We start from the raw sequence: 25,131 nt of genomic DNA on the forward strand, positions 1-25,131 counted from the left end.
TCGCCGCGCCGGGGTGCGCCGGGGTGCGCCGGGGTGCGCCAGGGTGCGCCGGGGTGCGCTGCCCTCAGGCGCCCTTCGCGGCGGTGAAGCCCTGGTCGAGGTCGGCGAGGATGTCGTCGATGTGCTCGATGCCGACCGCAAGACGCACCAGCCCGGGCGTGACACCCGCGGCGAGGCGGTCGGCGTCCGGACCCTGCGAGTGGGTGGTGGAGGCGGGGTGGATGGCGAGGGACCGCACGTCGCCGATGTTCGCCACATGGCTGTGCAGGGTGAGCGCCTCGACGAACCGGCGACCGGCCGGCACCCCTCCCCCGGATCTCGAACGCGAGCACCGCTCCCGCGCCCCGCGGCGTGTACTTCTGCGCCTTCGCGAACGACTCGTGGTCCGGCAGCGATGCCCACACGACCCGCTCCACCTCCTCACGGCCCTGGAGGTAGGCCGCCACCTGGTGCGTGTTCTCCAGGTGCCGCTCGATCCGCAGGCTCAGGGTCTCGATGCCCTGTGCGATGAGGGAACGCGTTGAACGGCGCGATCGCAGGCCCGAGGTCGCGCAGCAGCTGCACCCGCGCCTTGAGGATGAACGCGAGGTTGGCGCCGAGCGGGCTGCCCACGCCGAGGTCGCGCGCGAACACGAGCCCGTGGTAGCTCTCCTCCGGAGTGTTGTAGTTCGGGAACTTCTCCGGGTCGGCGGCGAAGTCGAAGGTGCCGCCGTCGACGATCACCCCGGCGATCGACGTGCCATGTCCACCAAGGTATTTCGTCGCCGAGTGGACGACGACGTCCGCGCCCCACTCGAGCGGGCGGATGAGGTAGGGCGTGGCGATGGTGTTGTCGACAACCAGCGGGACGCCGGCCTCGTGCGCCACCGCCGCAACCCCCTCGATGTCGAGGACCTCCGACTTCGGGTTCGAGATGGTCTCCCCGAAGAAGAGCTTGGTGTTGGGCCGGACCGCGGCCCGCCACGAAGCAAGGTCGTTGGCGTCCTCGACGAAGGTCACCTCGATCCCGAACTTCGGCAGGGTGTGCTTGAGCAGGTTGAAGGTGCCGCCATAGAGACTCGGGCTGGCCACGAGGTGGTCGCCCGCCTCGGCGATGTTGAGGATCGCCAGCGTCTCGGCAGCCTGACCCGACGCCACGAGGAGGGCACCGACCCCGCCCTCGAGCGAGGCAACGCGCTGCTCGACGGCATCCTGCGTCGGGTTCATGATCCGGGTGTAGATGTTGCCGAACTCCTTGAGGGCAAACAGGTTCGCGGCGTGCTCGGTGTCCCTGAAGGCGTAGGAGGTGGTCTGGTAGATCGGCAGGGCGCGCGCGCCGGTGGCCGCGTCCGGCTCCTGTCCGACATGGATCTGGCGGGTCTCGAAGGACCAGCTGGGGGTGTCGCTCATGGTCGTGACCTCTCGTGTCGTCGAACCGCTCGCGCCGAGGCGGGCGGCCTGGCTGCGGGGACACGTGGTGAGCCGCCCGCGCTTGCGACTGGTCCGCGGGTGCGGCACCGGTCGCCAGGTCCTCACCCGGGGCACCCCACCGCGGTTGGAGGGTTGCCGGCCAGCGAGCCGGGGCTTCGCGCTGGCACTCATGACCTGTCGGCAGGTTACGTCGCGGACGGTCCGATCCGGCATACCCATCTCTCATCGCGGACGGGGGCATATCTGCGCGGGTGCCGGTGTTGGGGTGTTTATGACGATTACCGGCGAATACGCTCCCAGTACCAGCGGTTGGGTCCGCGACCAGGTCGAGAAGATCGAGGCGACTGGCACGACCCACTCGGTGTCGGTCCAGGACCGACAGGTCGTGCTCCTCACGATGCTCGGCGTCTCGGGCAAGGTGCGCAAGGTGCCGCTCATGCGGGTCGAGCACGACGGGGTGTATGCCGCGGTGGCGAGCAAGGGTGGCGCTCCGGAGCACCCCCAGTGGTACGCGAACGTGCGCAAGAACCCGGTCCTCGACCTCCAGGACGGCGAGCGCACCTGGACCGTCCGGGCCCGCGAGATCTCGGGCGAGGAGCGCGAGCAGTGGTGGGAGCGCTGCGTCGCCGCGTTCCCGCCCTACGCCGACTACCAGGTCAAGACCGACCGGCTGATCCCGGTGTTCCTCCTGGAAGCTGTGTGACCGAGCGCTGGTTCACCCGGCGCAGCCAGAGCAGGCCCAGCACCGGCAGCACCAGCGGCACGAAGCCGTAGCCGGAACCGAAGTGCGACCACACCGTCTTGTCGGGGAACGCGCTGGGCGCGAGGTATGACGCGAGCCCGACGGTGAGGACGCCGACGAGCTCGGTCGAGATGGCCACGAGCGCGACGCGCCACGAGGTGCGGTCACCGCGCGCCAGGGCGACCGTCGCCACCACGTAGATCACGGCAGCCAGCGCGGACAGCAGGTACGCGAGCCGCGCCCGGTCGAAGTACTCGGTGATCTGCAGGATCGAGCGTCCGGTCGCGGCGAGGGCGAGCAACCCGTAGAGCGCGACCAGCACCACCCCGGGGCCCGAGCGGGTGGACGTCGTCGCGGTGTCGTCGTCAGCCACGGGCACTCCAGATCTGGTGCAGGCGCGCCGTCATCACCGCGGCCGCGAAGGCCCCGACCGCGACGACGCCCATGGACCAGCGGGTCTTCTCCTTGAGCGCGAGGGAACGTCGCCGCCGGCGGCACCAACGGCAGCGTGATCGCGTATGCCGCGAAGGTGGCCCGCTCGGCGGAGTCGCCCGGGACGCGGCCGAGGTGAACCATGGCCACGACGAGCTGGACCAGCAGGCCTACCTCGAGGAGCGCGGCGACCAGCAGCAAGCGGTCGTCGACGAGCCGGCTCCGCGCGGCATACCAGCCCGCGACCACGGTGAGGATCACGGCCAGCACGAACACCGCTGCGGTCAGGGGGTAGAGCACGGCCGGAAGCCTACGCGAGCGCGAGCCGAGGGCGACCCTGGGGCGGCACCAGCGGCACCGGCGACACCGGACACCGCACGGGCTAGCGACCGCGGGACGAGCCGGAGGCCTGGCTTCCCACCGCGGCCTTGCTCGTCGCCTTGCTGGTCGCGCTGCTCGTGGCCCTGCTCGTGACCGCGCCCGCGGCCTTGCCCGCGGCGGCCTTCGGCGTGCTGAGGGTCGAGGTGGCCACGGGAGCCTTGGCCTTCGGGGTCGGGGTTCGACCGCCCGGGCTGCCGACAGTTCCGGGCCCACCGTTCCGGGTGCTGGTCCGGGTGCTCGGGCTGTGCGGGGGCTTGGTGCTGGGTCGCCCCGTGGCGGCCCGGGTCGGCTTGGACGTCTTGGTCTTGACCGGGTGCGTGGGCGAGCCCGGGACGGTGCGGTCCGGGTGCGGGATCGCAGTCGCTGACGACGGCTGTCCCTTGGTGGCGAACTGGCAGTAGGTGTCGACCATCGCCGATCCGCCGGCTGCGTCGGCGAGCTTGCCGAAGGCCGCGGACTTCGCGCGAGGGACGCCCTTGGCCTGGTCGGCCGTCCAGGCCCGACACAGCCCGACCGCCGCGTTCGTGGTGGCCAGCGATCCCGTGGGCGAGCCCGAGGCGACGGATCCGCCCCGGGTGGTCGCCCCGGGGGCGGGTGCCCCGATCACCTGGTGCATGACCTGCTGGATGCTGTCGGGCAACGCACCCATGTAGGCGGCGGCGCTCAGTCCACCCAGCGACATCATCGTGGCCGACAGGGCGGCGATGCCGACCAGCGCAGTGCGCGAGCGCCCGAGCGCGGTCTGCGGGGCCGTTCCGCGTACCGAGCCCACGGCGATGACGCGCGTGGTCCCAGCGGCCTGTGGACTGCGCCGGGGCAGGCTGCGGAAGGCGCTGACGGCGGCCCGCTCCCCACCCAGCTCGAGCGCGAGCGGCGGAGCCGCGAGGGACCAGGCGATCAGCTCCCGCTCGGCGCCCAGACGTTCGATGGCCTTGTCCTCCGACCGGTGCACGGCGACGACGTCCGTGCCGACGACGTCAGCCACGGCGGCGACCGGGAGCTCACCGACGAGTCGGAGCATGAGGATCTCGCCCTGACCCAGCGGCAGCTCGCTGATCGCGGCGATGGTGTCGTTGACCCCTCGGTTGACGAGCGGTTCGACGTCGTCGGCGGGTTCGCCGGTCCCCGGTGCATCGCCGGTCGGCGTGCGCCCATGCGCCGTCCCCGGCACTGTCGACAGCGCGGTCGCCGGCCAGCCGCGGTGCGCCGTGCGTCCACCGGCACTCAGGCGAGCGCACGCGAGGATCCAGACCCGCCACGCGGTCTCGTCACCGCGGAACGTGCGCAACCCGCGGACCACGGTGAGCCACCCGTCGCGCGCGGCGGCATACGGATCCGGCGCCCCGACAACCCTCAGGTAGCGCACGACCACCACGTTGCCGTCCCGCCACAGCCGCAGGAAGGCAGCGCTGTCGCCACCCTGCGCCGCGCGCAGGGTGCGAGCAAAGTCCGTCCCCAGCACCCTTCCAGTATCGCCGTCGTGGTCACCGCGTCCCTCCCCCGTTCGGCCCTGTCAGGACCCGGTGCGCGACGCTGACCAGCGCGTTTGCCTTCGAGAGCCCACGGAGGATGTCGGTAGCGACGAGGTCAGCGAGTGCCCAGCAGGCTCGGTGGCTGGGCTGTCGCAGTGCCCGACCCAGGCCCTGACGCCGAGGAGGACGCCGGTGCCGGACCGGCCGACTGCTCGCGGTGGCCGTGCCGTTCCCACCACCGGCGCAGGGGCCCCGGCGCGTACCAGTTGGCGCGGCCGAGCAGGCGCATCGTCGCGGGCACCAGCAGCGCCCGGACGACGGTCGCGTCGAGCAGCACCGCGACGAGCATGCCCACGCCGATCATCTTGAGGAAGACGATGCCGCTGGTGGCGAAACCACCGATGACCACGGCGAGCAGGAGTGCCGCGCTCGTGATGATCCGACCCGAGCGCTGGATGCCGACGGCCACCGACCGCGTGTTGTCCGCGGTGCGGTCCCACTCCTCGCGGACCCGACTCAACAGGAACACCTCGTAGTCCATGGAGAGCCCGAAGAGGATCGCGAGCATGAGGATGGGCTGGGTGACGTCGAGGTATCCCGGGGACGTGAACCCGAGAACGTTCGCGAGGTGGCCCTCCTGGAAGATCCACGTGACCACGCCGAAGCTGGCGCCGATCGACACGGCGTTGATCACGATCGCCTTGAGCGGCAGCACCACCGAACCGAACGCCACGAAGAGCAGCACGAGCATGACCGCGGCCACCGTGAGGGCCATCCACGGCAGGCGGCTGCCGATCGAGCTGATGAGGTCGACGGCATCGGCGGTGGGGCCGCCGACGAGCGCGGTCGCGCCGCTGCCGGGGTTCACGGCCCGCACGCGCCGCAGGAGGTCCTGGCTCGCCGGAGTCTGGGAGTTGCCCCGCCAGGTGGCCTCGACGAGCGTCAGCCGGTCGGTTCCCGCACCCGAGGTCGCGGCCGGGCTGACCGAGCTCATGCCCTCGAGCGCGGCGAGCCGGCCGACGTAGGCCCGGACACCCGCGTCGTCGCCACCGCGCACCATGATCTGGGCCGACGCCGTCTCGCCGCCGAACAGGTGCGCCTGTAGGTCGGCGGCAACGCGGCTGGGCGAGCTCGCGGGGAGCACCCGCTCGTCGACGCTGCCCCACCGCGCGCCGGCGAACGGGCTGGCCACGGCGAGCAACGTGAGCACGATGGCCACGAGATAGGCCACGGGTCGCCTCATGACGCTGTGCGCCACGCGCGCCCAGGCCCCGTGCACGACTTCCTGGTCGGTCCCGTGGAGCGCGTCCGGGATGCGCGCGTCAGCGGTGCGGGCCCGCGCCCCGCGGCGCCACGGCATCCGGCCGAACTCGATGCGCGGCCCCAGCACGCCGAGGACGGCCGGGAGCACGGTGAGTGCCGCCGCCATCGCCACCAGGACCGCGGCCATCCCCCCGTAGCCCATGGAGCGCAGGAAGTTCTGCGGGAAGAGCAGCAGCGACGCCAGGGAGGCCGCGACGATCAGCCCGGAGAAGAGCACGGTGCGACCGGCGCTGGCCATGGTCCGGGCGAGCGCGCGGTCGACGCTGGCCCGGGAGGCATCGGGCTCGTGGGCCAGCTCCTCTCGGAAGCGACTGACGACGAACAGCGCGTAGTCGATCGCCAGACCCATGCCGAGCAGGGTGATGACGTTGATGGAGAAGACCGACACCTCGGTCACCCCGGTGATGAGGCGCACCACCGCGAAGGCGCCCATCACCGCGATCCCTCCGACGAGGGTGGGCATCAGCGCCGACACGAGGCTGCCGAAGATGACCAGGCTCAGCAGGAAGACGATGGGCAGCGACAGGGACTCCGCTCGCGAGATGTCCTTGGCGACCTGGGTGTTGACGTCGCCGAAGACGGCCCACCGCCCGCCGATGTTCGTCGTCACGCCCGGCGCGGCGAGGTGGTCCTTGACGGCATCCCAGTCGTCGCTCTTGGCGTTCTGGGTGGCGCCGGCCAAGGTGATGACGACCCGGGTGGCGCGCCCGTCGCTGCTGACCAGGCTGGGCGCCGGGGTGTCGTAGTACGACACGACGTGGGCGACATCCGCCTTCGGCAGCGCCGCCAGCGTGCTCTGGACTGCCGAGCGGAAGGGTGCGTCGGTCACCCGCGAGGTCCTGCTCGAGTAGATGACGACGAGGTCGGCGTCGCGGCCCGGGAAGGTGTGCTGCTCGAGCGCGAGCTCCTTCGCCGAGTCGGTGGCCGGGTCGTCGAACCCTCCGTTGGACAGCTGCCCGAACACCCCCAGGCCGTATGCCGCCGCGGCCAGGACGACCACGATGCCCGCCACCAGCACGGCCCACGACCGCCGCGCCACGAAGCTTCCCCATGCGTGCATGCCCACCACGTCCCTTCCACGGTGCGCTCGTCGACCCAGCCTCGCCGCGCTACGCTCAATCACGAATGTTTACATCGATAACCGTGATGGATGTAAACTAAGTTGTCAAGGGTTCATGCTTAACTCGTGGGACGAACCGTTGAGACAAGCCGGCGAGATAAGCCGTTGAGACAAGCCGGCCCGACAAGCCCGACAGGAGCGCCATGACAGCCACGCCCACCCGGCGCGAACGCCAGCGCCAAGCCACCTACGACGAGATCGTCGAGGTGTCTCGTCGCTTGCTTCGGGACGGCGAGGACGTGTCGATCCGGGCGGTCGCGACGGCGATGGGCCTCACCCCGCCGGCGCTCTACCGGTACGTCGACAGCCACGCCGAGCTGATGGCCCTGGTCGCCCGGTCGGTCTTCGAGGACGTCGTGGACTCGATGACGCTCGCGCGCGACGCCCAGGCGCCCGACGACCCGGCCGCGCAGATCGTCGCCTCGGCCGCGGCGTTTCGCGGCTGGGCCATGACGCACCGTGAGGAGTTCCAGCTGGTCTTCGCCTCGGCCGCGTCACCCGGCCCGACCAGCACGTCCGGCGACGACTCCGCCGGCATATCCACCCAGGTGCCGATCACCTCGCTGGACGGGTGCCTGCCCAGCGAGACCGGAGTCGACCTGTTCGGGGCCTTCTTCGGCGAGATCTTCGGCCGGCTGTGGGAGCGCTACCGGTTCCCCGTGCCAGACGACGCCGACCTCGACCCCGAAGTGCTGGCAGCCCTGCGCTCCCAGATCGAGCCCGGGGTGGGCGCCGCGGGGTTGGTGACCCCGGGGATGATCTGGATGTTCGAGCGTGCCTGGGCGCGGTTGTACGGCACGGTGACCCTCGAGGTGTTCGGGCACGTGCACCCGGTTTTCATCAGCTCGGGCGCGCTGTTCCGCGCGGCGATGCTCGACATCGGCCGCGAGCTCACCATCGACGCGGAGTGGGACCGCCTCCAGGAGATCGCGAGTCACGAGTACTGAGTCGCCGGGTCACGATGCCTCGCTGACCACGTCCGGCAACGCCTCGACGCCCTGAGGCGTCGCGAGGTGGAAGCCGAGCAGGCGCACGCGGTGGCGCCGACACGCCTCGATCGCGCACTGGTGCCAGGCGCGGTCGCGGTCGGTGGGGACGAGGCTGCGGCGGCGCCCGCGCCCGATCAGCACCGATCCGCCCGCCTCCCCCACGACCGGCAGCAGGAGGTCGAGCAGGGCCCGAAAGCCGCTCACGTCGGCGGTGTCGGGAATGTCGTCGACGACGACCGGCTGGATTCCTCGGTCGAGGCTGTCACACACCATCAGCGCCACCCCTCCTCCGTGGCGGACCTCGAGGCCGAGGATGAGGTCGATGACATCGGCCTGGACGAGCGGGTCGGTGAGGGCGATGGTGCGGATGTCCTCGGGAAGGTCGTGGTAGCTCATGCCTGGCATCGTGGCCCAGCGGGCCGCCAAGCCTTCGAAGTTATCCCCAGCCCCGGTGCGAGCGTCGTTCGTGAGCCAGCCACAGGGCGCCCGCCCCCGCCAGCAGGCCCGCGAAGCCGACCAGCATGAGCCAGGTCAGGACGCGGCCGGGGTCGAACTCCGCGTGGGCGCGAGCCGCCGCCACGAGGATCAGGACGACCATCACGACCTCGACCTGCACCATGAGCCGCAACGCGGTCCACCGCGCGTCGACGAGCACCCCGAGGCCGGCACACCCCAGACAGAGGACGGCCCCGACCACCCGGCAGGTGAGCGCGGTGAGCGTCCACGGCCACACCGGGAGCACCACGGACGGCGCGAGCACCATGGTGAGCCCGGTGACCAGCGCGAGGACCCCGAACGCGGCGACAACCGACGTGGCCACGGCTCCGAGCCGGGGTTCGTCGGCGGACGCCGGCGCGGCATACCGACGGTTGGCCACCCAGGCGGCGGCGACCAGGAACGGCGCGGTGAAGTACAGGCCGGCCCAGAGCCAGAACGCGAGGCTCCCGTGCGTGAACCGGTCCCAGTGGACGACGGTGACCACCCCGAGCGACGAGGAGAACACCACGACGGCCACGAGCCCGAACTTGACTGCGGCCCAACGCCGTTCGGTCAGGACCCGGACGAAGAAGTAGCACCCGCCGAGGTATGCCGCGGCCAGCACCATCGCCGTCATCGTGGGCCGGATCGGCCACGCCCACAGCCGGCGGGTGTCACCGGGGAAGCCGTAGAGGATGACGAACGCGACCAGGAGAAAGGGTGCGATGAACAGCGACAGCAGCCGGGTGGAACGCAGCACCCGGTCGTCCCGCACCACGGGCCGATCCCCGGTCATGCCGACGCCCGCGACACCGCGTCGAGGAGCGCGGCGTACGAGGCCACGAGCACCCGTCGTTCCTCCGCGAGCAGCGGGTGGGCGCGATCTGCTCCGGCCCGAACCCAGGCGTCCGACAGGTCCATCGCCCGGACGCGCAGGGTTGCCGCATCGACGACCCGCTCCTCCGGCACGGTGTAGACGTAGCTGTACAGGTCGGCCACGGCGCCCACGACGTCTGACGCCGGCACCGACGGGTCGTGCTGATGGGCTCGGTGCGCGTGCCACCACGCCACTTCGAGCTCGCTGGCGCGAACGGGATCGAGGTCGAGGTCCGTGTGCCGCGCGACGAGCGCGTAGAACCGGCGCATGGCCGCGCGCGCGGCCTGTGGGTCGTTGTCGGGGAACGGTGCCCAGGCCTGGTTGGCCCGCAGGACGTGCCACGAGGCGACGACCGTCAGCACCGGGTTGAGCGAGAACCCTGCACGGACCATACCGAGGAACGCGCGCAGCGCCCGAAGCCACTCGTGCCGGTAGTAGGACGCCCATGCCTCGGTCTCGACGCGCCCCAGTGCAACCGGGTCGAACGTCCTCGGACCACGACGAGCTGGCATGGGCGAACCTTGCCTTTCGACTGTGGTCCGAGAATAGTCGTGCACGGACCAGCGTGAAGAGGAGTTGCCGTGTCCGGTCCTGACGCGTCGCCAGTGGACTCGATCGGGGCGGTGCTGGCGGCGATGGACCAGCGGCTCGCCGTCCTTCCACCCGATCGGGCCGTCGACCAGGTGTTTCTGCAGACCTACCGCCGAACCACCGCCGCGGTGGGCGCGGCGGTCGAGGCGGCCGCCTTCGAGGACCCCGTCTGGGTCGAGCGCTGGGATGTCGCCTTTGCGGGTCGTTACCTCGCCGCGCTCGACCTCCACCTCGGGGCAAGTCCCCAGGTACCGCGGCCTTGGCAGCTGGCGTTCGACGCCCCACCGGAGCTGCCGGCGTTGCGCCATGTGCTCGTGGGGATCAACGCGCACGTTAACTACGACCTGCCCCAAGCACTGCTCGACGTCATCACCGACGCGGAGTTCGACGATCCGGTCCTGCTCGCTCGACGCCGTCGCGACCACGAACGGATCGACGCGGTGTTGGCCGGTCGGGTGGCAGCCGAGGACGGCGAGCTGGCATCGGTGACTCCCCGATCGGTGCTCGACCGCCTCCTCCAGCCCCTGAACCGACTCAGCTCGAGGAGGTTCCTGCGCGAGGCCCGACAGAAGGTGTGGCACAACACCGGCGAGCTCCAGGTCGCGCGCCGCATCGGCCCGCTGGCGTATGCCGAGCGGCTGGCGGAGCTGGAGGTGCTCAGCGCCGCTCGGATCGCCGATCTCCTCGCCCCGGGCCAGGTGTTGCTCAGGCTGGCGGTGGCCGGCTTCGGGGTGACTCTCCCCCCTGCGCCGGCCCGCCCCGCGTGAGGAGCGCGGCCGGCGCACCTCGTCCGCACGCCCGAACCTGCATCGGTCGAACAGGCCACGCGACGACGGTTGGCCGGTGGCGGGGCGTTCCGGCCCATAGCGTTCGTTTCCGTGACCAGCCGGACCAGCCCGCCCAGAGCGATCGGCACGACCAGCGCGACCAGCGCGGCCAGGCCGCCCCTCAGGGATCTGCCGCACCTGGTCGGCCTCCTGCGCGATGGGCGCTGCGACTGCGGCGAGGTGCTCGCGATCGGTGAGCGGGTCGGAGCTGGCCGCGATGGCCGCCTGTTCTGTCTTTGGTGCCTGGCCGACCTCCAGCAGGGGCGCGCTCGGCTCGACCCTTGGGTGAGGCCCTCATCGGCCGTCACCGAGGCGGGCGCACAGCGCGCGCACTCGGTGGCGGTCGCGGCGCGCGCCGGGGACCTCGCGAACCGGCTCACTGCCGCCCGGGCCCTGGGGACCCTGGCCAGCACTCTGCAACCACTCGAGGCGCGCGCCTGGTCTCGGTGACCTACCTGTTGTAGACGTCCAGGCCAAAGCGGTTGAGGCCGGCCTGCGACGCGTAGCCGAGGTGCTCGAGCCCGAACAGGTCCTCGATGCTGGCCAGCAGCGAGTAGTGGTTGTAGGGCGTGCTGCTGAAGGTGTCCGGCCGGACGAAGGGCGAGATCACGAGGGCGCCGACGCGCCCACCTCCCAGGCCGCTGATCCCCGGGAGCGGACTGTTGGGGCCGGGCCCCTCGCCGCAGCAGGCCGTGGCGTCGGTCTGGGGGCCGTCGGACTCGTCGAAGGTGATGATGAGGACACCGTCGCGGGTGAACGCTGGCGAGCTGGTGATCAGAGGGGCATAGGTGCGCAGCCAGGCGTCCGCGGCGGCGAGACCGCCGGCCGAGCCGTCGACGCACGGCGAGTCATGCCCGTCGTGGCAGAGGTTCGGGGTGATGTAGGTCAGGTTGCGGGTCGTGCCGACGGAGGCGAGGTCGGTGTGCAGCTGGGTCAGGTCGACGTCGTTCGCCGCACACGTCGGGGAGTCGATGATCGCGTGGAAGTACATGAAGGGGTTGTGCCGGGTCGCGTACTGGTCCCCGACCCGCGCCTTCTGGGTGTCGTCCTGGGCGTTCAGGGCGGGGTGGCGGCACGGGGAGCCCATGTCCTCCATGTAGCCGCGCCAGGTGAGCCCGGCCTTCTCCAGCTGGCCGGGCAGCGTCGGGACCGAGGCGGGGTACACGCACCCGTCACCGACTGCCTGGCCGGGGCTCGCGGTGCCACTGCCGGCGAAGTTGCTGAACGCCTGGCAGTCACCCTGCGTCTGCGGGTTGGGACCCTGACCACTGATCTGCGCGATGTAGTTCGGCAGGCTGTTGTGGGCGGTGCCGTAGTACTGGGACAACAGGTTTCCTTGCGCCCGCAGCGTGGTGGACAGGTACGGCGCCTGGGAGGCCGGGCCCCACGTCTCGTCGAAGCCCTTGTTCTCGAGGTTGATGACGAAGACGTGCTTGGTCGCCGGAAGGTATGCCGGCCGGCTCACGGTGCGGGCTGCCCGCGGCTGGGCGGACGTGGGCTGGGCGGACGTCGGCTGGGCGCCAGCGAGCAGACCAGCCGTCGCGGCGAACGCTGCCGTCAGAGCCATCGCGGACAGCGCGACGCCCCGTGCCCGGCGACGACGGGACCCTCGGGGGCTCGACCCAGGAGTGCGAAGGGAAACGTTCACGGGAGGCTCCATCCATTGGCCACGGCGAGGTCCTTGAGAGCCCGCCAGTCGGAGTAGTCGGTGAAACTGCCTGGTGCGCAGGGGGTTCCGGTGAAAGGCGCCACGGCATACTGCGGAACCGTGGTCTGCGGGGCGGTCGAGAAGTCGAGGACCTCGGCCAGGTTGTTGGCCGCGGCATCCCGCGGGGTCAACGGCGCGAGCCCCCAGCGCCACTCGATCATCTTCAGCACCGAGGTGTGGTCGTAGACGTCGTGGGCGACATACCCCCGACGCGCTCGCGGCGAGATCATCAGGCAGGGGACGCGGAACCCGCGCATGCCCCATTCCGGGTGCGCGTCGGGAGCCGTCGTCGGGGGCACGTGGTCGAAGAACCCGCCCCACTCGTCGTAGTTGATGACCAGCGCGGTCGACTCCCAGCCCGGTCCCCTGGTGACCGCGTCGTACACCTGGCTCAGGAAGTACTGACCTGCCCGGATGTCGGCGTGGGGATGGTCGTCCGCGCTCGAACCGGTGCCCTCGTCGAGGAACTTGGGGTCGACGAAGGAGACGGCCGGGAGGGTGCCCGCGGCCGCGTCGGCGAGGAAGGACGAATAGGGCTTGGAGATGTCCAGGTACTTCTGGCCCCACAGCGCCGTGAAGGGCGTGTCGTAGTAGTAGTACGTCCCGGACACGCCGGCGTCCTTCAGGCGGTCCCAGATCGTCGGCATCGTCGCCGTGGTCGTCGAGTTGTGGAGGCGGTCGGTCTGGGCCGCGTGCTGGTAGAACCGGTTCGGGTAGGTCTCGGCGAGGATGGCGGAGAAGTAGTTGTCGCAGACGGTCCAGTCGCGAGCAGCCTTGCCGTAGAAGGCGAGGTCGGCGTCGGTGTAGTAGCCGATTGCGAAGGTGTCGTTGTCGCCCGCCTTGAGCCAGCCGTCGCACTTGCCCCCGTTGTACTCCACGCGCCCGCCCTCGAACGAGTGGTCGGGGTCCGGGTGTGCGCAACCCTGGTAGTCGACGAGGTGGTGGGTCTGGTGGGCCACGCCGTACCGGTCGACGTAGCTCAGTCCGCCCTGTCGGCCACGGGCCCCGGGCAACCAGCCGAGGTAGTGGTCGAACGACCGGTTCTCCATCATCACCACGACGATGTGCTCGATGCCGGACTGCTGCGGTGGGGGCAGGACCGCGCTGGACCTGCTGGCGGTGCTGGACACGGCGGTGGCGGCGTCGGCTGACAGCGCTGGCACGCCGAGGGCCGAGGCCCCGACCGCCACACCGGTGCCTGCGATGAGCTGTCTGCGGGTGATCTCCATGCCGGGGACAACTCGACGGGGCCTGTCGAGGTCACGGGCACCACCCAGTGTTCACCTCGGGTTCACGTCGGTTGTGCCTCCCGCCGTGCATGCCGCCGCGCGGCACACCCTGCATCACACCCGGCGTGTGCCACGCGACACGCCGGAGGCAGGTCGTCCGAACGGTCATAAAACGACGCACGGATAGGACATCGCACCCAACGGATGCCATTCTTCACTGTCGTCACATCTACCCCTGCTGACCCTCCGGACTCATCGTGCGCCTGATCTCTGCTGCCCTCGCCATCGCCCTCACGCCAGCCTTCGTCGCGCTCCCCACGGTGTCGTTCGCGGCGAGTGCCAAACCCCGCCCGGTCGCCCCGTCGGTCGTGAGCTCCCGGATCGGGGGCATCGACCCGGTCTCGGCGGCCACCACCCCGGCCGCGCAGAGTGCCGCGGCTGCCGCCGCCGCCGTCGCGCCGCCGAACGCCGGCGCACAGCGGGCCACCGCGGCAGTCGCGAAGACCTTGAAGGTGTCCGTCCTCACCGGTGAGCGCCCTGAGAAGCGCTTCACGGTGGCGGGGGTGTCCTGGGCACGCAGCGCCGGCGTCAAGGCCACTGACGTGCTCGTACGGATGCGGGTCAAGGAGGCCGCCGGCTGGAGCGGATGGGAGACGCTGGCGATCCCTGACGACGGGCCCGACTCGACCACCGGCGAATCCACCAACGCCCGCGTCGGCACCACTCCCCTCGTCACCGACGGCGCCACGAGCGTCCAGGTGCGCGTGGACACCCCGGACGGCCAGAGCCTGCCCGACCTGAAGGTGACGACCATCGACCCGGGCAGCTCGCCCGCCGACGACAGCCTCACCCCGTCGACTCCCGCGGGCTCGGCCTCCGCGGCGGCCCTGCAGCCCACGATCATCACCCGCGCCCAGTGGGGGAGCCGACGAGAGCCTGCGCCACGCCGAGACGCTGAGCACGACCATCAAGTCGATCGTGATCCACCACACCGCGGGGACGAACGACTACACCCAGGCCACCGCCGCTGCCCAGGTGCGCGGCATCTACGCCTACGACACGCTCGGGCTCGGGTGGGCCGACATCGCCTACAACTTCCTCGTCGACAAGTGGGGACGCGTCTACGAGGGGCGCGCGGGCTCCATCACACTGCCGGTCCGCGGCGCCCACGCCATGGGGTTCAACACCGACACCATGGGAATCGCAGCGATGGGCAACTACGAGACCACCACCGCGCCCGACGCCATGGTCGACTCGCTGGCCAAGGTCGCCGGCTGGAAGCTCTCCCAGTACGGCGTCAACCCGCTCGGCACCGCTCGGCTGACCTCACAGGGTGGAGCCGGCACCAAGTACGCGGCGGGCGTCAGCGTCACGCTCCCCGCCATCAACGCCCACCAGAACACCTCCTACACGCTCTGCCCGGGCAAGTATCTCTATCCGCTCATGGACACCATCAGGCAGAAGGCCGCGCTCTACGCGACCTACTCGACGACGAGTGGTCCGATCCCCGTCCAGACCGCCAACCTGTATGCCGCCTACGGCTCGCTCACGCTCGCATCGGGATCCACGGGCTGGCCCGTGCGCGACCTGCAGCTGGAGCTGAACCGCCGCGGCTACAGCGTCGGACCCGCGGACGGCGACTTCGGCGCCCTGACGGCCACAGCTGTGACGAGCTTCCAGAAGGCGGCCAAGCTCACCCAGACCGGGCGCGTCGCCGCGAACGACTGGAAGGCCCTTTCCGGCCTGCCCTACACCCAGGTGCCCAGCGCACCCCTGCCACCGATCCCCGGGTTCAACGCCGACGGGCGCGGTGACGTCATGGGCCGCACCGGCACGGGCGACCTGTACTACTACCCGACCGCGGTCGGGACGGTCGGCGCTCCGGTCAAGATCAGCTCCGGCTGGAACGGTTTCACCCAGGTCGTCTCCCCCGGCGACTGGAACGGCGACCGGTGGTCCGACGTGCTCGCACTGACCGGCACCGGCAAGCTCTACCTGTACAAGGGCAACGGCAAGGGCGGCTTCCTCGGTGCTGGCACCCTCATCGCGCAGGGCCTGACGGGGTACATCGATCTCCTCGGCCCGGGCGACATGAACGGTGACAAGAAGCCAGACCTCCTGGCCCGCAAGGCGAACGGGGAGCTGTGGCTGCTGGCGGGTAACGGCACGGGCGGCTTCCTCGGGGCTCCCCGACGGATCGCCACCGGTTGGCAGCTGCTCACCCAGGTGATCACGCCAGGAGACGTCACCGGCGACGGGCGGCCCGACCTGCTCGCCCGGACCGCATCCGGCGCGCTCTACCTCTACGCCGGGACCGGAAACACGACGGGCACGGCGAGCGGTTACCGGCCGGGCAAGCTCGTCTCCGGGGGTTGGCAGGCCTACAACACGGTCTTCTCCACCGGCGACCTCACCGGCGACGGTCGCGCGGACCTCATCGCGCGGACCTCGGCGAACCTGGACTACGTCTTCCCGGGAACGGGCACCGGCGCCTTCCTTGCCGCCAAGCGCATCACGGTGCCGTGGGGCGCCACCACCCGGCTTGTTCGGCGTCCGCTGAGGACCACGTGGCGCGGCGCGGCGTGGCACGCACGCCGTGGGGTCGCGGTTCAGCCGTGCGAGACCGGCTTGAGCGGTGCTCCGCTCGCGAGGATCGCCGAGGTGAGCGCCGCGGCCGCCTCGGCCGGCGCCTGACGGTTGGTCAGGAGCACGAGGTCCAGGTGCGGGAGCTTCGGTAGACCGCTCGACGTCGGCAGCTCGACGAGGTCCGACGGCATGAGGGTCCTTGCCATGACGGTGATTCCGAGCCCGGCCCGGACCGCCGCCAGGACACCGTTGACCCCGCGCACGGTGCAGGTGATGCGGCTGCGCCTGCCCTGCTTCTCCAGGGCCTGGACGCTGACCGCGCGGCTGAGACTCGGTGCTTGGTAGACGACGAGCGGAACCGGCTGCTCAGGATCGAGCCGCAGGCTGTCCACGGCCACCCACACGAGCTGGTCGCGGCGAACGAGCTGGCCCTTGGCGAGGGTCGGGGTGCCCGCACTGCGCTTGACGAATGCCACGTCCAGGTGACCGGACTCGATCCGGCGCAGGAGGCTGTCGTTCTGCAGGACGGCGAGCTCGAGGTCGATCCGCGGGTAGAGCTGACGGAAGTCGCGCAGGATGCGCGGCAACGGGGTCAGGGCGAGGTCGTCGGTGACCCCGAAACGCAGCCGACCGGCCAGGTGCGACCCGGTGAAGTACCCGACCGCTCGCTCCTGCGCGGCCAGGATGTCGCGGGCGAACCCGGCCATCGCCTCGCCGTCCGACGTGAGCGCGACGCGACGCGTGTCGCGCAGGAACAGGGGCCGCCCCACCGCGTCCTCCAGGCGCCGGACGTGTTGGCTAACCGTGGGTTGGCGGAGACCGAGGGACTGCGCCGCCCGGGTGAAGCTGAGCGACTGCGCGACGGCAAGGAACGTGCGCAGCAGCTCGGGTTCGTACACGACGGGGCTCCTCGGACGACACTACTGGCGGGCACTCATCATCTAACGCAATAACACTTATACCACTCATTCTCGCCAACAATAGGGCGTGCACTCCGCGAAGCCCCCAGACTGGACCGGTACGCAACCAGAACCGCACCGAACCTCGTCCAGGACGACACATGGGCCTTCCCGCCGACACTTCAGTCCCCCTCTCCGACTCCCTTGCCACCGCAGTCCTTTCACGCAACTTCCCCGCACTGTCCAACCGCAACTTCCGGCTCCTGCTCAGCGGCCTGCTCCTCTCGGGCACCGGCGGGTGGATCCAACGGGTCGCGCAGGACTGGCTCGTTCTCACCATCACCGACAGCCCGGTGGCTGTCGGCGCCGTGACGGCCTGCCAGTTCCTGCCGACCCTGCTCTTCGGTCTGCACGGCGGCCTGCTGGCCGACCGCTTCCCCCAAGCGCCGCATCCTGCTGACCACGCAGCTGTCGATGGCCGCCACGGCAGCCACCCTCGCCGGGCTTGCCCTGTCTGGTCACGTCGCGGTCTGGCACGTCTTCGCACTCGCTCTGGTGCTCGGCGTCGTCACAGCAGTCGACAATCCCGTCCGGCAGTCCTTCGTGTCCGAGGTCGTCGACCACGCCCACCTGCCCAACGCGATCAGCCTCGTCTCGTGCACGTTCCAGCTCGGCGCCATGGTCGGGCCGGTAGTCGGTGGCGTTCTCATGGGCGCCGTCGGAGCCGGCTATGCCTTCGCCGTCAACGCGATCACGTTCGTCGGACCGGTCGTGGCACTCCTCCTGATGCGCGGCGCGGACCGGGTCACGCCATCGGTCGCGCCGGTCGCCGCGGGCGAGGAGCCCGCGCCGGCTGCACCCGGCATACGCGAAGGGCTGTCGTACGCGCTCCACACGCCTACGGTGCTGTGGCCGGTGGTCATGGTCGGGGCGTTCGGCTTCTTCACCATCAGCCTGCCGGTGACCCTCGCCGCCTTCGCCAAGAACGAGTTCCACTCCGGCGCAACCGGGCTGGGCGTGCTCAACGGCATCGTGGCCACGGGCGCGCTGGTCGGTGCGATGACGACCGCACGGCGCACCAGGCCACTGCGGTTGCGCACGGTCGGGTTCGCGGCCTGGGCTCTCGCGACGGCGCTCGTGCTCGCCGCCGCGGCCCCCGACCAGCCCGCGTTCGTCCTGCTGCTCGCTGCCGTGGGGGCGGCCAACCTCGCCTTCCTCACCTCGGCGCAGTCCCTCGTCCAGCTGGCGGCTGCTGACCACCTGCGTGGTCGCGTGGTGGGGCTCTACATGCTCGTCTTCATCGGTAGCGGTGCGCTCGGCGGTCCGGTGGTGGGGCTGCTGGCCGAGCACCTCGGCGCACGGATGGGGTTGTTCGTCTCCGGCGCCGTGCCGGCTGTCGCGACGATGCTCGTCTGCCGTCACCTGGCCCGGACGGCCTCGCTCAGAGTCGGGCTGACGGCCTTCTCGGTGCGGGTCGTGCGCCCGTCGCTGCTCCCCCGCGGCTAGACCCCGCGGCTCGCGCCTGCGACCAGCACCCCGCCGCTGGGCACCGCCGGCCTGCGCGGGCTGGTCACATCGTCCGAAATGGCCGAAATTCGTGACATCCCGGCCATAGGGGGTCTGAGGCGGTAGAACATGTACGCGTCGCTGACTGTGCGGCGGGAAGTCGTTCCGCCCAGGCCCTCACCGTGAGGCCTGGCGGACTGTCGAGGGGGTTCCATGCACTTGGTCCGTCGTCGTTCGGTGGTCTGTGCTGCCGTCGTCCTGGGGCTGCTCGTCCCGTCAGCGTCCATCGCGGTTGCGGCGGGCGCTGCCGACAGCTCGACCGGAGGCAAGCAGGCCCGCCTCGAGCAGCTGCGATCGAACGTTGCGAAGAAGCCCGCCTCGGCCGACCCCAAGGCGTCGCATGCGCTGCGCACCCTCGCGGTGCAGCGCGAGTCGGGCAAGGTCGTGCTGGCGGTCAAGGTGCGTGGCGGTGCGAACGTGTCGACCAGGCTCGCCGACGTCGCCCGCGCGGCGAAGGCGCAGGGCGCGCAGCAGCGCCGGGTGCTGCGGCAGCTCGGAACGGTCTCCATCGCCGTCCCCCAAGGGCAGGCCGACCAGATCGCCGCCCAGCTGAGGCAGCGCTCCGACGTGGCGCGAGTCGACGTCGTGGTGCGCAAGACGCTCAGCTTCGTCCCCAACGACGAGTACTACTCCACGACGGCGCCCTACCTTGACGCGATCTCGGCCCCCGCGGCATGGGACGTCCACCAGGGTGATGCAACGGTGAAGATCGCGGTGGTCGACAGTGGGGTCGACGTGTCGCACCCAGACCTCGTCGGGCGCATCAGCGACACCTACAACGCCGTGGACAGCGGAACAGATGTCACCGACACCGTGGGGCACGGGACGTTCGTCGCCGGCGTGGCCGCCGCGACCGGCAACAACGGCATCGGCGTGGCCGGCGCCGCCATGGGTGCGAGCGTCATGGCGGTCAAGGTCGCCGACTCCACCGGCCAGATCTGGTCGGATGCCGAGGCCGCCGGTATCGACTGGGCAGCCGACCACGGTGCCAAGGTGATCAACCTCAGCCTCGGCAGCGACACCCCCACCCAGCTCGAGAGCGACGCCGTCGCGTACGCGCAGGGCAAGGGTGTCCTCGTCGTGGCCGCCGCCGGCAACGACGCGACGACCACGCCGAGCTACCCCGCGGCATACCCGCAGGTGGTCGCCGTGGGCGCCACGGATGCCGCCGGGCACCGTGCCCCCTTCTCCGAGTACGGCAGCTGGGTCACCGTCGGCGCCCCGGGCACCGGCATCCACAGCACGACGCCGACCTCGGGCACCATCGACTTCCAGCCGAACTACGACGTCGCCGACGGCACGTCGTTCTCCAGCCCACTCGTCGCGGCCGAGGCCGCGCTGTTGTGGTCGATGCGGCCAGCGGTGAACGCGGCAGACGTCCGCGCGGCGATCGTGCGCTCGGCCCACGGGTATGCCGGACTCGGCCTCGGCGCCGGTCAGGTCGACTTCCGCGCCGCGCAGGACGCGCTCCGGCCCGACAGCGTGCCCACGTTGACCGCTCCTGCTGACGGAGCCACCGTCGCGGGTGTTGTCTCGCTGTCGGCGTCCTCGACCGCCCCCGAGCTGAACTTCGCCGTCGACGGCGGTCCCCTCGGGAGCCTCCCCCAACGGGTGGTCGGAGGCACCGCCGGCGTGTCGTGGTCGACCTACGGCGTCCCGAACGGGCCGCACACGATCACCGCCTACGACTGCAGCCTCGGCGCCCTGTGCAACACCGCTGTCGCCCAGGCCAGCGTCACGGTGGCCAACGAGGCGCCGCAGGTCACCTCCCCGACCCCCTCGCAGCTGCTGACCGGCAACGCCACCTTCACCGCCTCCGCCCCCGGCGGCGCTGTCGCCTTCCTCGTCGACGGTGTGCGGCGCGGCCTGGACTACGCCGCTCCCTACACCCTGGCGTCCTCGATGAGCGCGCTGAGCGACGGCACCCACACGCTCACCGTCGTGAGCTGTTCCGCGACCGGTAGCTGCAACGGCCCCGTGTCGAGCCCCGTGACGTTCAGGGCGCTGTCGCTGCACCCGCGCTTCTCCAGCGTCTGGCCGAACCTGTTCAGCCCCAACGGGGATGGCCGGCTGGACTCGTCGAAGGCGACCTACATCCTCCCCGACACCGAGGTCGTTCGGTTCGCTGTGTTCAACGCCGCCGGCGCTGTCGTCCGGGGACCCGTGGCCCTGGGCACGCAGCTCGCCGGCACCCACAGCGCGACCTGGAACGGGGTCCTGAACACCGGCGCCCGGGCCCCCAGCGGCACGTACCGGCTCGGGATCATCACGAGCCGCGCCACCCCCTCGATGACCCTCTGGGGCAGCATCCTCGCCACCGTCGTGGTCGACCAGATCGCTCCGACGATGTCCTCGATCAGCGGCAGCGGGAGCGGGTTCTACCCCTACCCCGACCACTACCGGGACTCCTTCGCCCCGTCGTTGACCTTGAGCGAGCGGGCCACGGTGACGATGACGGTCCGGACCAGCTCGGGTGCGCTCGTCCGGGCGTTCTCGGCCAACCTCCCGGCCGGCCGGACGTCGATCGCCTGGAACGGTCGCAACAGCGCAGGCGCTCTCGTGCCGGCCAGCACGTACTACTGGACGCTCACCGCCCAGGACCCCGCGGGCAACCGTCGGGGCAGCGCGCGGTACTCGGTGTGGACCAGCTCGAGGCGGCTGCTGACGAAGACGGCGACCCTGACCCGGTCCGGAGCCCAGTTCACCTCGGCCGGCGGCACCGACCTCTCGTGTGCCGGCGCAGACCCGACGGTGTCCGACTTCGCGCCCAACGGCGTGTGGCTCAGCAACGTGTGCGACCCCAGCACCAACGGTGGCCAGGTCGCCGCCGCGGTGTACTCGTTCACGCTGCCGTCGGCGATCGGCTACACCTCCCTCCGGGTGGACGCCTACGGCAACTCGCTGGCGCCCTCGGTCTTGGGCGTCGGCTTCACGCGGTGGGGCACTCAGGAGTACCAGTTCACGACCGAGCTGCTCACCGGGACGACCAACGCGTGGCGCACGCTCGGCCCCGTCTCGGCGACCGGGCTGGTCAGCTCCAGTCACGAGGTCGAGGGCACGATCTACGTGCCCAACGAGCCGGGCGTGAACTCCATGAACGAGTACGACTACGACCTCGGTTCGGTCCACCTCGTCGTGACCTACACCGTCCTGTCGTAGCCGTGAGCGCTCCGCTGTCCGCGACGCAGATCGCTGCCGGAGTCCGCAGTGGCGCCATGTCCGCTGCGGATGTCGTGGCGGCTGCCTTGGCGCGGATCTCGGAGCGAGACGGTCGACTTGGGGCCTTCCAGGTGGTGCGCGGCGAGCGGGCTCTCGCGGAGGCCGAGGCGCTCGCGCAGCGGTCCGACCTCGCACGACTCCCCCTGGCCGGCGTGCCGATCGCGGTCAAGGACAACGTGGCCGTCGAGGGCGAGCCGCTGCGAAACGGGTCGACCGCGACCCCGGACGGCCCACAGCAGATCGACCACCCGGTGGTGGCCCGGCTGCGCGCGGCAGGAGCGGTCGTCGTGGGCACGACCCGGGTGCCTGAGCTGTGCGTGTTCGGCGCGACCGACTCGGCCTTCGGCATCACCCGCAACCCATGGGCCCCCGCGCGCACCCCCGGTGGCTCGTCCGGTGGTTCCGCCGCCGCGGTGTCGTCGGGCATGGTCCCGGTGGCCCACGCCGCCGACGGGATGGGCTCGATCCGCATCCCCGCCGCGAGCTGCGGTCTGGTCGGCATCAAGCCCGGGAGTGGTCTCGTGCCGGCCCAGCTCGGCCCGAACGACTGGTACGGCATGGCCGAGAACGGACCGCTCGCGACGACCGTCGCCGACGCCGCCCTGATGCTCTCGGTGATGGCGGCCCAGCCCGGTCTCGCCGAGGTCCGTGAACCTGACCTCCCGCTGCGCATCGCCGCCTCGACGCGCGCGCCCATCCTCGGAGCGCGTCCGCAGCTCGAGCACGTGCGAGCGGTCGTGCGAGCCGTGCGGCTGCTCGAGGGCGCGGGCCACGAGGTGCGCCGCGTCGACCCGCCGTACCCCGTCAACCCGCTGCCGCTGTTGGCGCGCTGGGCCGCGGGCACCTCGCAGGACGCGGAGGGCCTCGACCGCTCCCAGCTCGACCGGGCGGTGCGCTTCCATGCCGGCCTGGGTGACCGCGTCCGCGCCGCCGGGCTGGTCGAAGACCGCTCACGCGAGCGCTTCCTGCGCCAGCTGGCCGACTTCTTCGCCGACCACGACATCCTCGTCACCCCGACCCTCGCGGCTCCCCCGATTGCCGCCGCGCGGTGGGGCGAACGGTCCTGGCCTCGGGTCTTCGCCGCCAACGCCCGGTATGCGCCGTACGCCGCACCGTGGAACTTCGCCGGTTACCCCGCGGTCTCGGTGCCGGCAGGCGTCCACCCGCGCACCGGCACCCCGCTGGCCGTCCAGCTGGTCGCACCCGCAGGTGGCGAACAGCTGCTGCTCGGCGTGGCAGCGGTGCTGGAGCGCCTCGCCCCGTGGGCGCGGGTGGCGCCGGCCTACGCCTGAGCTCCTCCGGGGCTCGTTTCGCCTCACCTGCCGCGCCGAGAGGGGCCCTTCCACCGGAAGTGCACGAAGATCCGGCCGTGGTTGTCCACGTCCTTCTCCACCCGGTGGTACAGCGCGCGGTTCTCCTTCTGGTCGAGGAACCGCAACACGCGCTTCTTGAGCGCCCCCGAGCCCTTGCCGGGGATGATCTCCACGAGGGGAGCCTTCTTCGCCACCGCCTCGTCCATGACCGCCCGGAGGGCGCGGTCGATGTCCGCGCCCCGGTTGTAGATGTCGTGCAGGTCGAGGGTGAGCTTCACCCCGCCATCGTGCACCCCACACCCGCGCGGCGCGCTGCGGTATGCCGGTGAGTCATCGGCATACCGCACCGCGCGCCTCAGGGGGCGTCGGCCTCGCCGTCAGGTGGGCAGGTCTGCCGCGAACCGGTGCAGCGCGTCCGCCCAGTGCTGCCAGTCGCCACGGGGGTCGTCGGCAATGCCGTGCCCCTCGTGGAACACCTCCACCCTCGTGCCGTCGCCCTCGGGCGTGAGCTGCACGTCGAGCATGCTCAGCGGGCCGTCCTCATGGGGGTGCCAGGTGACTCGAACCTGCTCGAGCGGGTGGTAGCTCCGGACGACGCCATAGGAGCCGTCGCCCGCCCGCCACGGCTCCCCCCTTGTTGCCGATCCGGGCGCCGTCACCCAACAGGGCCCTGGTGCCGTCGGCGCTGATCAGGTGTTCCCAGACCTGGGCGACCGGGGCATGGACCGAGAGGCCGGCGCGGACGCCTGCCTCCGGTCCACCCGTGTCCGACTCGTCGGCAGGCGTGTCGACCTCACTGCTCATGGAGACCTCCAAATCGAGCCGGTCGCGCCCCGGATGGGCGAGACCCACCATGGACAGTCGACCAAAGCCCGGCGCGCCTGACAACCGGTCCGGGAAGGAGTTTCGGTCGACCGAGCAGCCCGAATCAGGCGACGCGGGTCTGCGGCGCGGTCTGCTTGGTCATGCCGGGGTCGCGGACCACGATGTCGCCGAGCACGTCGTCGATCTGCTTCATCACCTCGGGCTCGAGCTTCACCCCAGCGGCCTTGACGTTCTCGTGCACCTGCTCCGGGCGCGACGCCCCCACGAGCGCGGCGGCGACGTTCGGGTTCTGCAGCACCCAGGCGACGGCGAGCTGCGCCATCGACAGGCCGGCCTCGTCCGCGATCGGCTTGAGCCCCTGGACCCGGGTGAGGACGTCGTCGTTCATGAAGCGCTTGATCATGTCGGCACCACCCTTCTCGTCGGCGGCCCGCGAACCCTCCGGCGGCTGCTGGCCGGGCTGGTACTTGCCGGTCAGGACACCCTGCGCGATGGGGCTCCAGACGATCTGGCTGACGCCGAGCTCCTCGCAGGTCGGCACGACCTCGCCCTCGATGACCCGCCACAGCATCGAGTACTGCGGCTGGCTCGAGATGAGCTGGAAGCCGAGCTCCTTGGAGAGCTTGACGCCCTCGCGGATCTGGTCGGCGGTCCACTCGCTCACGCCGATGTAGAGGGCCTTGCCCTGACGGACGACGTCGGCGAAGGCCTGCATGGTCTCCTCGAGCGGCGTCTCGGTGTCGTAGCGGTGGGCCTGGTAGAGGTCGACGTAGTCGGTCTGGAGCCGCGTCAGCGAGCCGTTGATCGACTCCATGATGTGCTTGCGCGACAGGCCGGTGTCGTTCTTGCCACCCGGGCCGGTGGGCCAGTAGACCTTGGTGAAGATCTCCAGGCTCTCGCGCCGCTCCCCCAGCAGGGCGTCGCCGAGGACGGTCTCGGCCTTGGTGTTCGCATAGACGTCGGCCGTGTCGAAGGTGCTGATGCCCGCGTCGAGCGCGGCGCGCACGCACTGCGTGGCGACGTCGTTCTCGACCTGCGAGCCGTGGGTGAGCCAGTTGCCGTAGGTGATCTCGGAGATCTTGAGTCCGCTGTTGCCGAGGTATCGATAGTCCATGCTTCAACCGTATGCCGCGGCGCGAGATCGC

22 protein-coding genes, 2 pseudogenes and 1 riboswitch are annotated in these 25,131 nt (G+C 71.0%); of the genes and pseudogenes, 10 read left to right on the top strand and 14 right to left on the bottom strand.

The window, feature by feature from the left end; translation table 11 throughout:
• Nucleotides 1-64: 64 nt before the first annotated feature.
• Nucleotides 65-1,389 (bottom strand): annotated as a pseudogene (locus tag GKE56_RS06940) (bifunctional o-acetylhomoserine/o-acetylserine sulfhydrylase).
• 73 nt (nucleotides 1,390-1,462) lie between these two features.
• Nucleotides 1,463-1,585, bottom strand: a riboswitch (SAM riboswitch).
• 96 nt (nucleotides 1,586-1,681) lie between these two features.
• Between GKE56_RS06940 and GKE56_RS06945 the strand changes: the two are divergent.
• On the top strand, nucleotides 1,682-2,113 hold the full coding sequence (locus GKE56_RS06945) for a nitroreductase family deazaflavin-dependent oxidoreductase (protein ID WP_195908269.1): 432 nt from the start codon (nucleotides 1,682-1,684) through the stop codon (nucleotides 2,111-2,113).
• Here the strand turns inward: GKE56_RS06945 and GKE56_RS06950 are convergent.
• Entirely contained in the window at nucleotides 2,067-2,525 is a 459-nt protein-coding gene (locus tag GKE56_RS06950) for a hypothetical protein (RefSeq protein WP_154683917.1), read from the bottom strand. The genes GKE56_RS06945 and GKE56_RS06950 overlap by 47 nt on opposite strands.
• Before the next feature lie 201 nt (nucleotides 2,526-2,726).
• Between GKE56_RS06950 and GKE56_RS06955 the strand changes: the two genes are divergently transcribed.
• Entirely contained in the window at nucleotides 2,727-2,879 is a 153-nt protein-coding gene (locus GKE56_RS06955; protein ID WP_154683918.1) for a hypothetical protein, read from the top strand.
• Between the two features lie 87 nt (nucleotides 2,880-2,966).
• Here the strand turns inward: GKE56_RS06955 and GKE56_RS06960 are convergent, their stop codons facing one another.
• Both GKE56_RS06960 and GKE56_RS06965 read right to left on the bottom strand, forming a co-directional pair.
• Nucleotides 2,967-4,427: a hypothetical protein gene (locus GKE56_RS06960; protein ID WP_154683919.1), complete on the bottom strand. Its 1,461-nt coding sequence runs from the start codon at nucleotides 4,425-4,427 to the stop codon at nucleotides 2,967-2,969.
• Between the two features lie 125 nt (nucleotides 4,428-4,552).
• Nucleotides 4,553-6,820: an efflux RND transporter permease subunit gene (locus GKE56_RS06965; RefSeq protein ID WP_154683920.1), complete on the bottom strand. Its 2,268-nt coding sequence runs from the start codon at nucleotides 6,818-6,820 to the stop codon at nucleotides 4,553-4,555.
• 203 nt (nucleotides 6,821-7,023) lie between these two features.
• Between GKE56_RS06965 and GKE56_RS06970 the strand changes: the two genes are divergently transcribed.
• Complete coding sequence (locus GKE56_RS06970; protein WP_154683921.1) at nucleotides 7,024-7,827, top strand: TetR/AcrR family transcriptional regulator; 804 nt, start codon at nucleotides 7,024-7,026, stop codon at nucleotides 7,825-7,827.
• A 9-nt stretch (nucleotides 7,828-7,836) separates the two neighbouring features.
• Here the strand turns inward: GKE56_RS06970 and GKE56_RS06975 are convergent, their stop codons facing one another.
• From GKE56_RS06975 to GKE56_RS06985, 3 genes are read right to left on the bottom strand one after another with little or no spacing between them, the layout of a single operon-like run.
• A complete protein-coding gene (locus tag GKE56_RS06975; RefSeq protein WP_154683922.1) occupies nucleotides 7,837-8,265 on the bottom strand; it encodes a hypothetical protein in 429 nt (142 codons plus the stop codon).
• 40 nt (nucleotides 8,266-8,305) lie between these two features.
• Nucleotides 8,306-9,142 carry a hypothetical protein gene (locus tag GKE56_RS06980; protein WP_154683923.1) on the bottom strand — a complete coding sequence of 279 codons (837 nt, stop codon included), beginning with the start codon at nucleotides 9,140-9,142 and terminating at the stop codon, nucleotides 8,306-8,308.
• Nucleotides 9,139-9,735, bottom strand: coding sequence for a hypothetical protein (locus GKE56_RS06985; protein WP_154683924.1), 597 nt, complete (start codon nucleotides 9,733-9,735; stop codon nucleotides 9,139-9,141). Before GKE56_RS06985 ends, GKE56_RS06980 begins: the two co-directional genes overlap by 4 nt.
• A gap of 69 nt (nucleotides 9,736-9,804) precedes the next feature.
• On the opposite strand from GKE56_RS06985, the gene GKE56_RS06990 reads away from it, so the two are divergent.
• Together GKE56_RS06990 and GKE56_RS06995 are read left to right on the top strand one after the other, a co-directional pair.
• On the top strand, nucleotides 9,805-10,581 hold the full coding sequence (locus GKE56_RS06990) for a DUF5995 family protein (RefSeq protein ID WP_230209250.1): 777 nt from the start codon (nucleotides 9,805-9,807) through the stop codon (nucleotides 10,579-10,581).
• Nucleotides 10,582-10,692: 111 nt separating this feature from the next.
• Nucleotides 10,693-11,091, top strand: a complete 399-nt coding sequence (locus GKE56_RS06995) for a hypothetical protein (protein WP_154683925.1) — start codon at nucleotides 10,693-10,695, stop codon at nucleotides 11,089-11,091.
• A gap of 1 nt (nucleotide 11,092) precedes the next feature.
• Here the strand turns inward: GKE56_RS06995 and GKE56_RS07000 are convergent, their stop codons facing one another.
• The 3 genes from GKE56_RS07000 to GKE56_RS07010 form a co-directional block, all read right to left on the bottom strand.
• Nucleotides 11,093-12,208 carry an alkaline phosphatase family protein gene (locus GKE56_RS07000; protein WP_154683926.1) on the bottom strand — a complete coding sequence of 372 codons (1,116 nt, stop codon included), beginning with the start codon at nucleotides 12,206-12,208 and terminating at the stop codon, nucleotides 11,093-11,095.
• Nucleotides 12,209-12,285: 77 nt separating this feature from the next.
• Complete coding sequence (locus tag GKE56_RS07005) at nucleotides 12,286-13,578, bottom strand: alkaline phosphatase family protein (protein WP_154683927.1); 1,293 nt, start codon at nucleotides 13,576-13,578, stop codon at nucleotides 12,286-12,288.
• A 229-nt stretch (nucleotides 13,579-13,807) separates the two neighbouring features.
• Nucleotides 13,808-14,476, bottom strand: coding sequence for a hypothetical protein (locus GKE56_RS07010; RefSeq protein ID WP_154683928.1), 669 nt, complete (start codon nucleotides 14,474-14,476; stop codon nucleotides 13,808-13,810).
• Between the two features lie 68 nt (nucleotides 14,477-14,544).
• On the opposite strand from GKE56_RS07010, the gene GKE56_RS07015 reads away from it, so the two are divergent.
• Nucleotides 14,545-16,272, top strand: a complete 1,728-nt coding sequence (locus tag GKE56_RS07015) for an FG-GAP-like repeat-containing protein (RefSeq protein ID WP_370518490.1) — start codon at nucleotides 14,545-14,547, stop codon at nucleotides 16,270-16,272.
• Here the strand turns inward: GKE56_RS07015 and GKE56_RS07020 are convergent.
• Nucleotides 16,188-17,063, bottom strand: a complete 876-nt coding sequence (locus GKE56_RS07020; protein ID WP_154683930.1) for a LysR substrate-binding domain-containing protein — start codon at nucleotides 17,061-17,063, stop codon at nucleotides 16,188-16,190. The two genes, GKE56_RS07015 and GKE56_RS07020, sit on opposite strands and share 85 nt — an antisense overlap.
• 161 nt (nucleotides 17,064-17,224) lie before the next feature.
• Between GKE56_RS07020 and GKE56_RS18190 the strand changes: the two are divergent.
• The 4 genes and pseudogenes from GKE56_RS18190 to GKE56_RS07040 all read left to right on the top strand — a co-directional run.
• Nucleotides 17,225-17,440, top strand: a pseudogene (locus tag GKE56_RS18190) (hypothetical protein); the annotation flags it as partial.
• Nucleotides 17,441-17,537: 97 nt separating this feature from the next.
• Nucleotides 17,538-18,569, top strand: coding sequence for an MFS transporter (locus tag GKE56_RS07030; protein ID WP_154683931.1), 1,032 nt, complete (start codon nucleotides 17,538-17,540; stop codon nucleotides 18,567-18,569).
• A 213-nt stretch (nucleotides 18,570-18,782) separates the two neighbouring features.
• The gene (locus tag GKE56_RS07035) at nucleotides 18,783-21,788 is read left to right on the top strand and encodes a S8 family serine peptidase (protein WP_154683932.1); all 3,006 of its coding nucleotides are present in this window, start codon (nucleotides 18,783-18,785) and stop codon (nucleotides 21,786-21,788) included.
• Nucleotides 21,789-21,790: 2 nt separating this feature from the next.
• Nucleotides 21,791-23,140 carry an amidase gene (locus tag GKE56_RS07040; RefSeq protein WP_230209251.1) on the top strand — a complete coding sequence of 450 codons (1,350 nt, stop codon included), beginning with the start codon at nucleotides 21,791-21,793 and terminating at the stop codon, nucleotides 23,138-23,140.
• Between the two features lie 23 nt (nucleotides 23,141-23,163).
• Here GKE56_RS07040 and GKE56_RS07045 read toward each other — a convergent pair whose 3' ends face one another.
• The 3 genes from GKE56_RS07045 to GKE56_RS07055 all read right to left on the bottom strand — a co-directional run bounded on the left by GKE56_RS07045 (nucleotide 23,164) and on the right by GKE56_RS07055 (nucleotide 25,100).
• Complete coding sequence (locus tag GKE56_RS07045; protein WP_154683933.1) at nucleotides 23,164-23,439, bottom strand: Smr/MutS family protein; 276 nt, start codon at nucleotides 23,437-23,439, stop codon at nucleotides 23,164-23,166.
• Between the two features lie 99 nt (nucleotides 23,440-23,538).
• Nucleotides 23,539-23,820 carry an SRPBCC domain-containing protein gene (locus tag GKE56_RS07050; RefSeq protein ID WP_154683934.1) on the bottom strand — a complete coding sequence of 94 codons (282 nt, stop codon included), beginning with the start codon at nucleotides 23,818-23,820 and terminating at the stop codon, nucleotides 23,539-23,541.
• Nucleotides 23,821-24,089: 269 nt separating this feature from the next.
• Nucleotides 24,090-25,100: an aldo/keto reductase family protein gene (locus tag GKE56_RS07055; protein ID WP_154683935.1), complete on the bottom strand. Its 1,011-nt coding sequence runs from the start codon at nucleotides 25,098-25,100 to the stop codon at nucleotides 24,090-24,092.
• Nucleotides 25,101-25,131 lie beyond the last annotated feature (31 nt).

This window comes from Nostocoides sp. HKS02 (genome assembly GCF_009707485.1).
GTDB lineage: Bacteria > Actinomycetota > Actinomycetes > Actinomycetales > Dermatophilaceae > Pedococcus.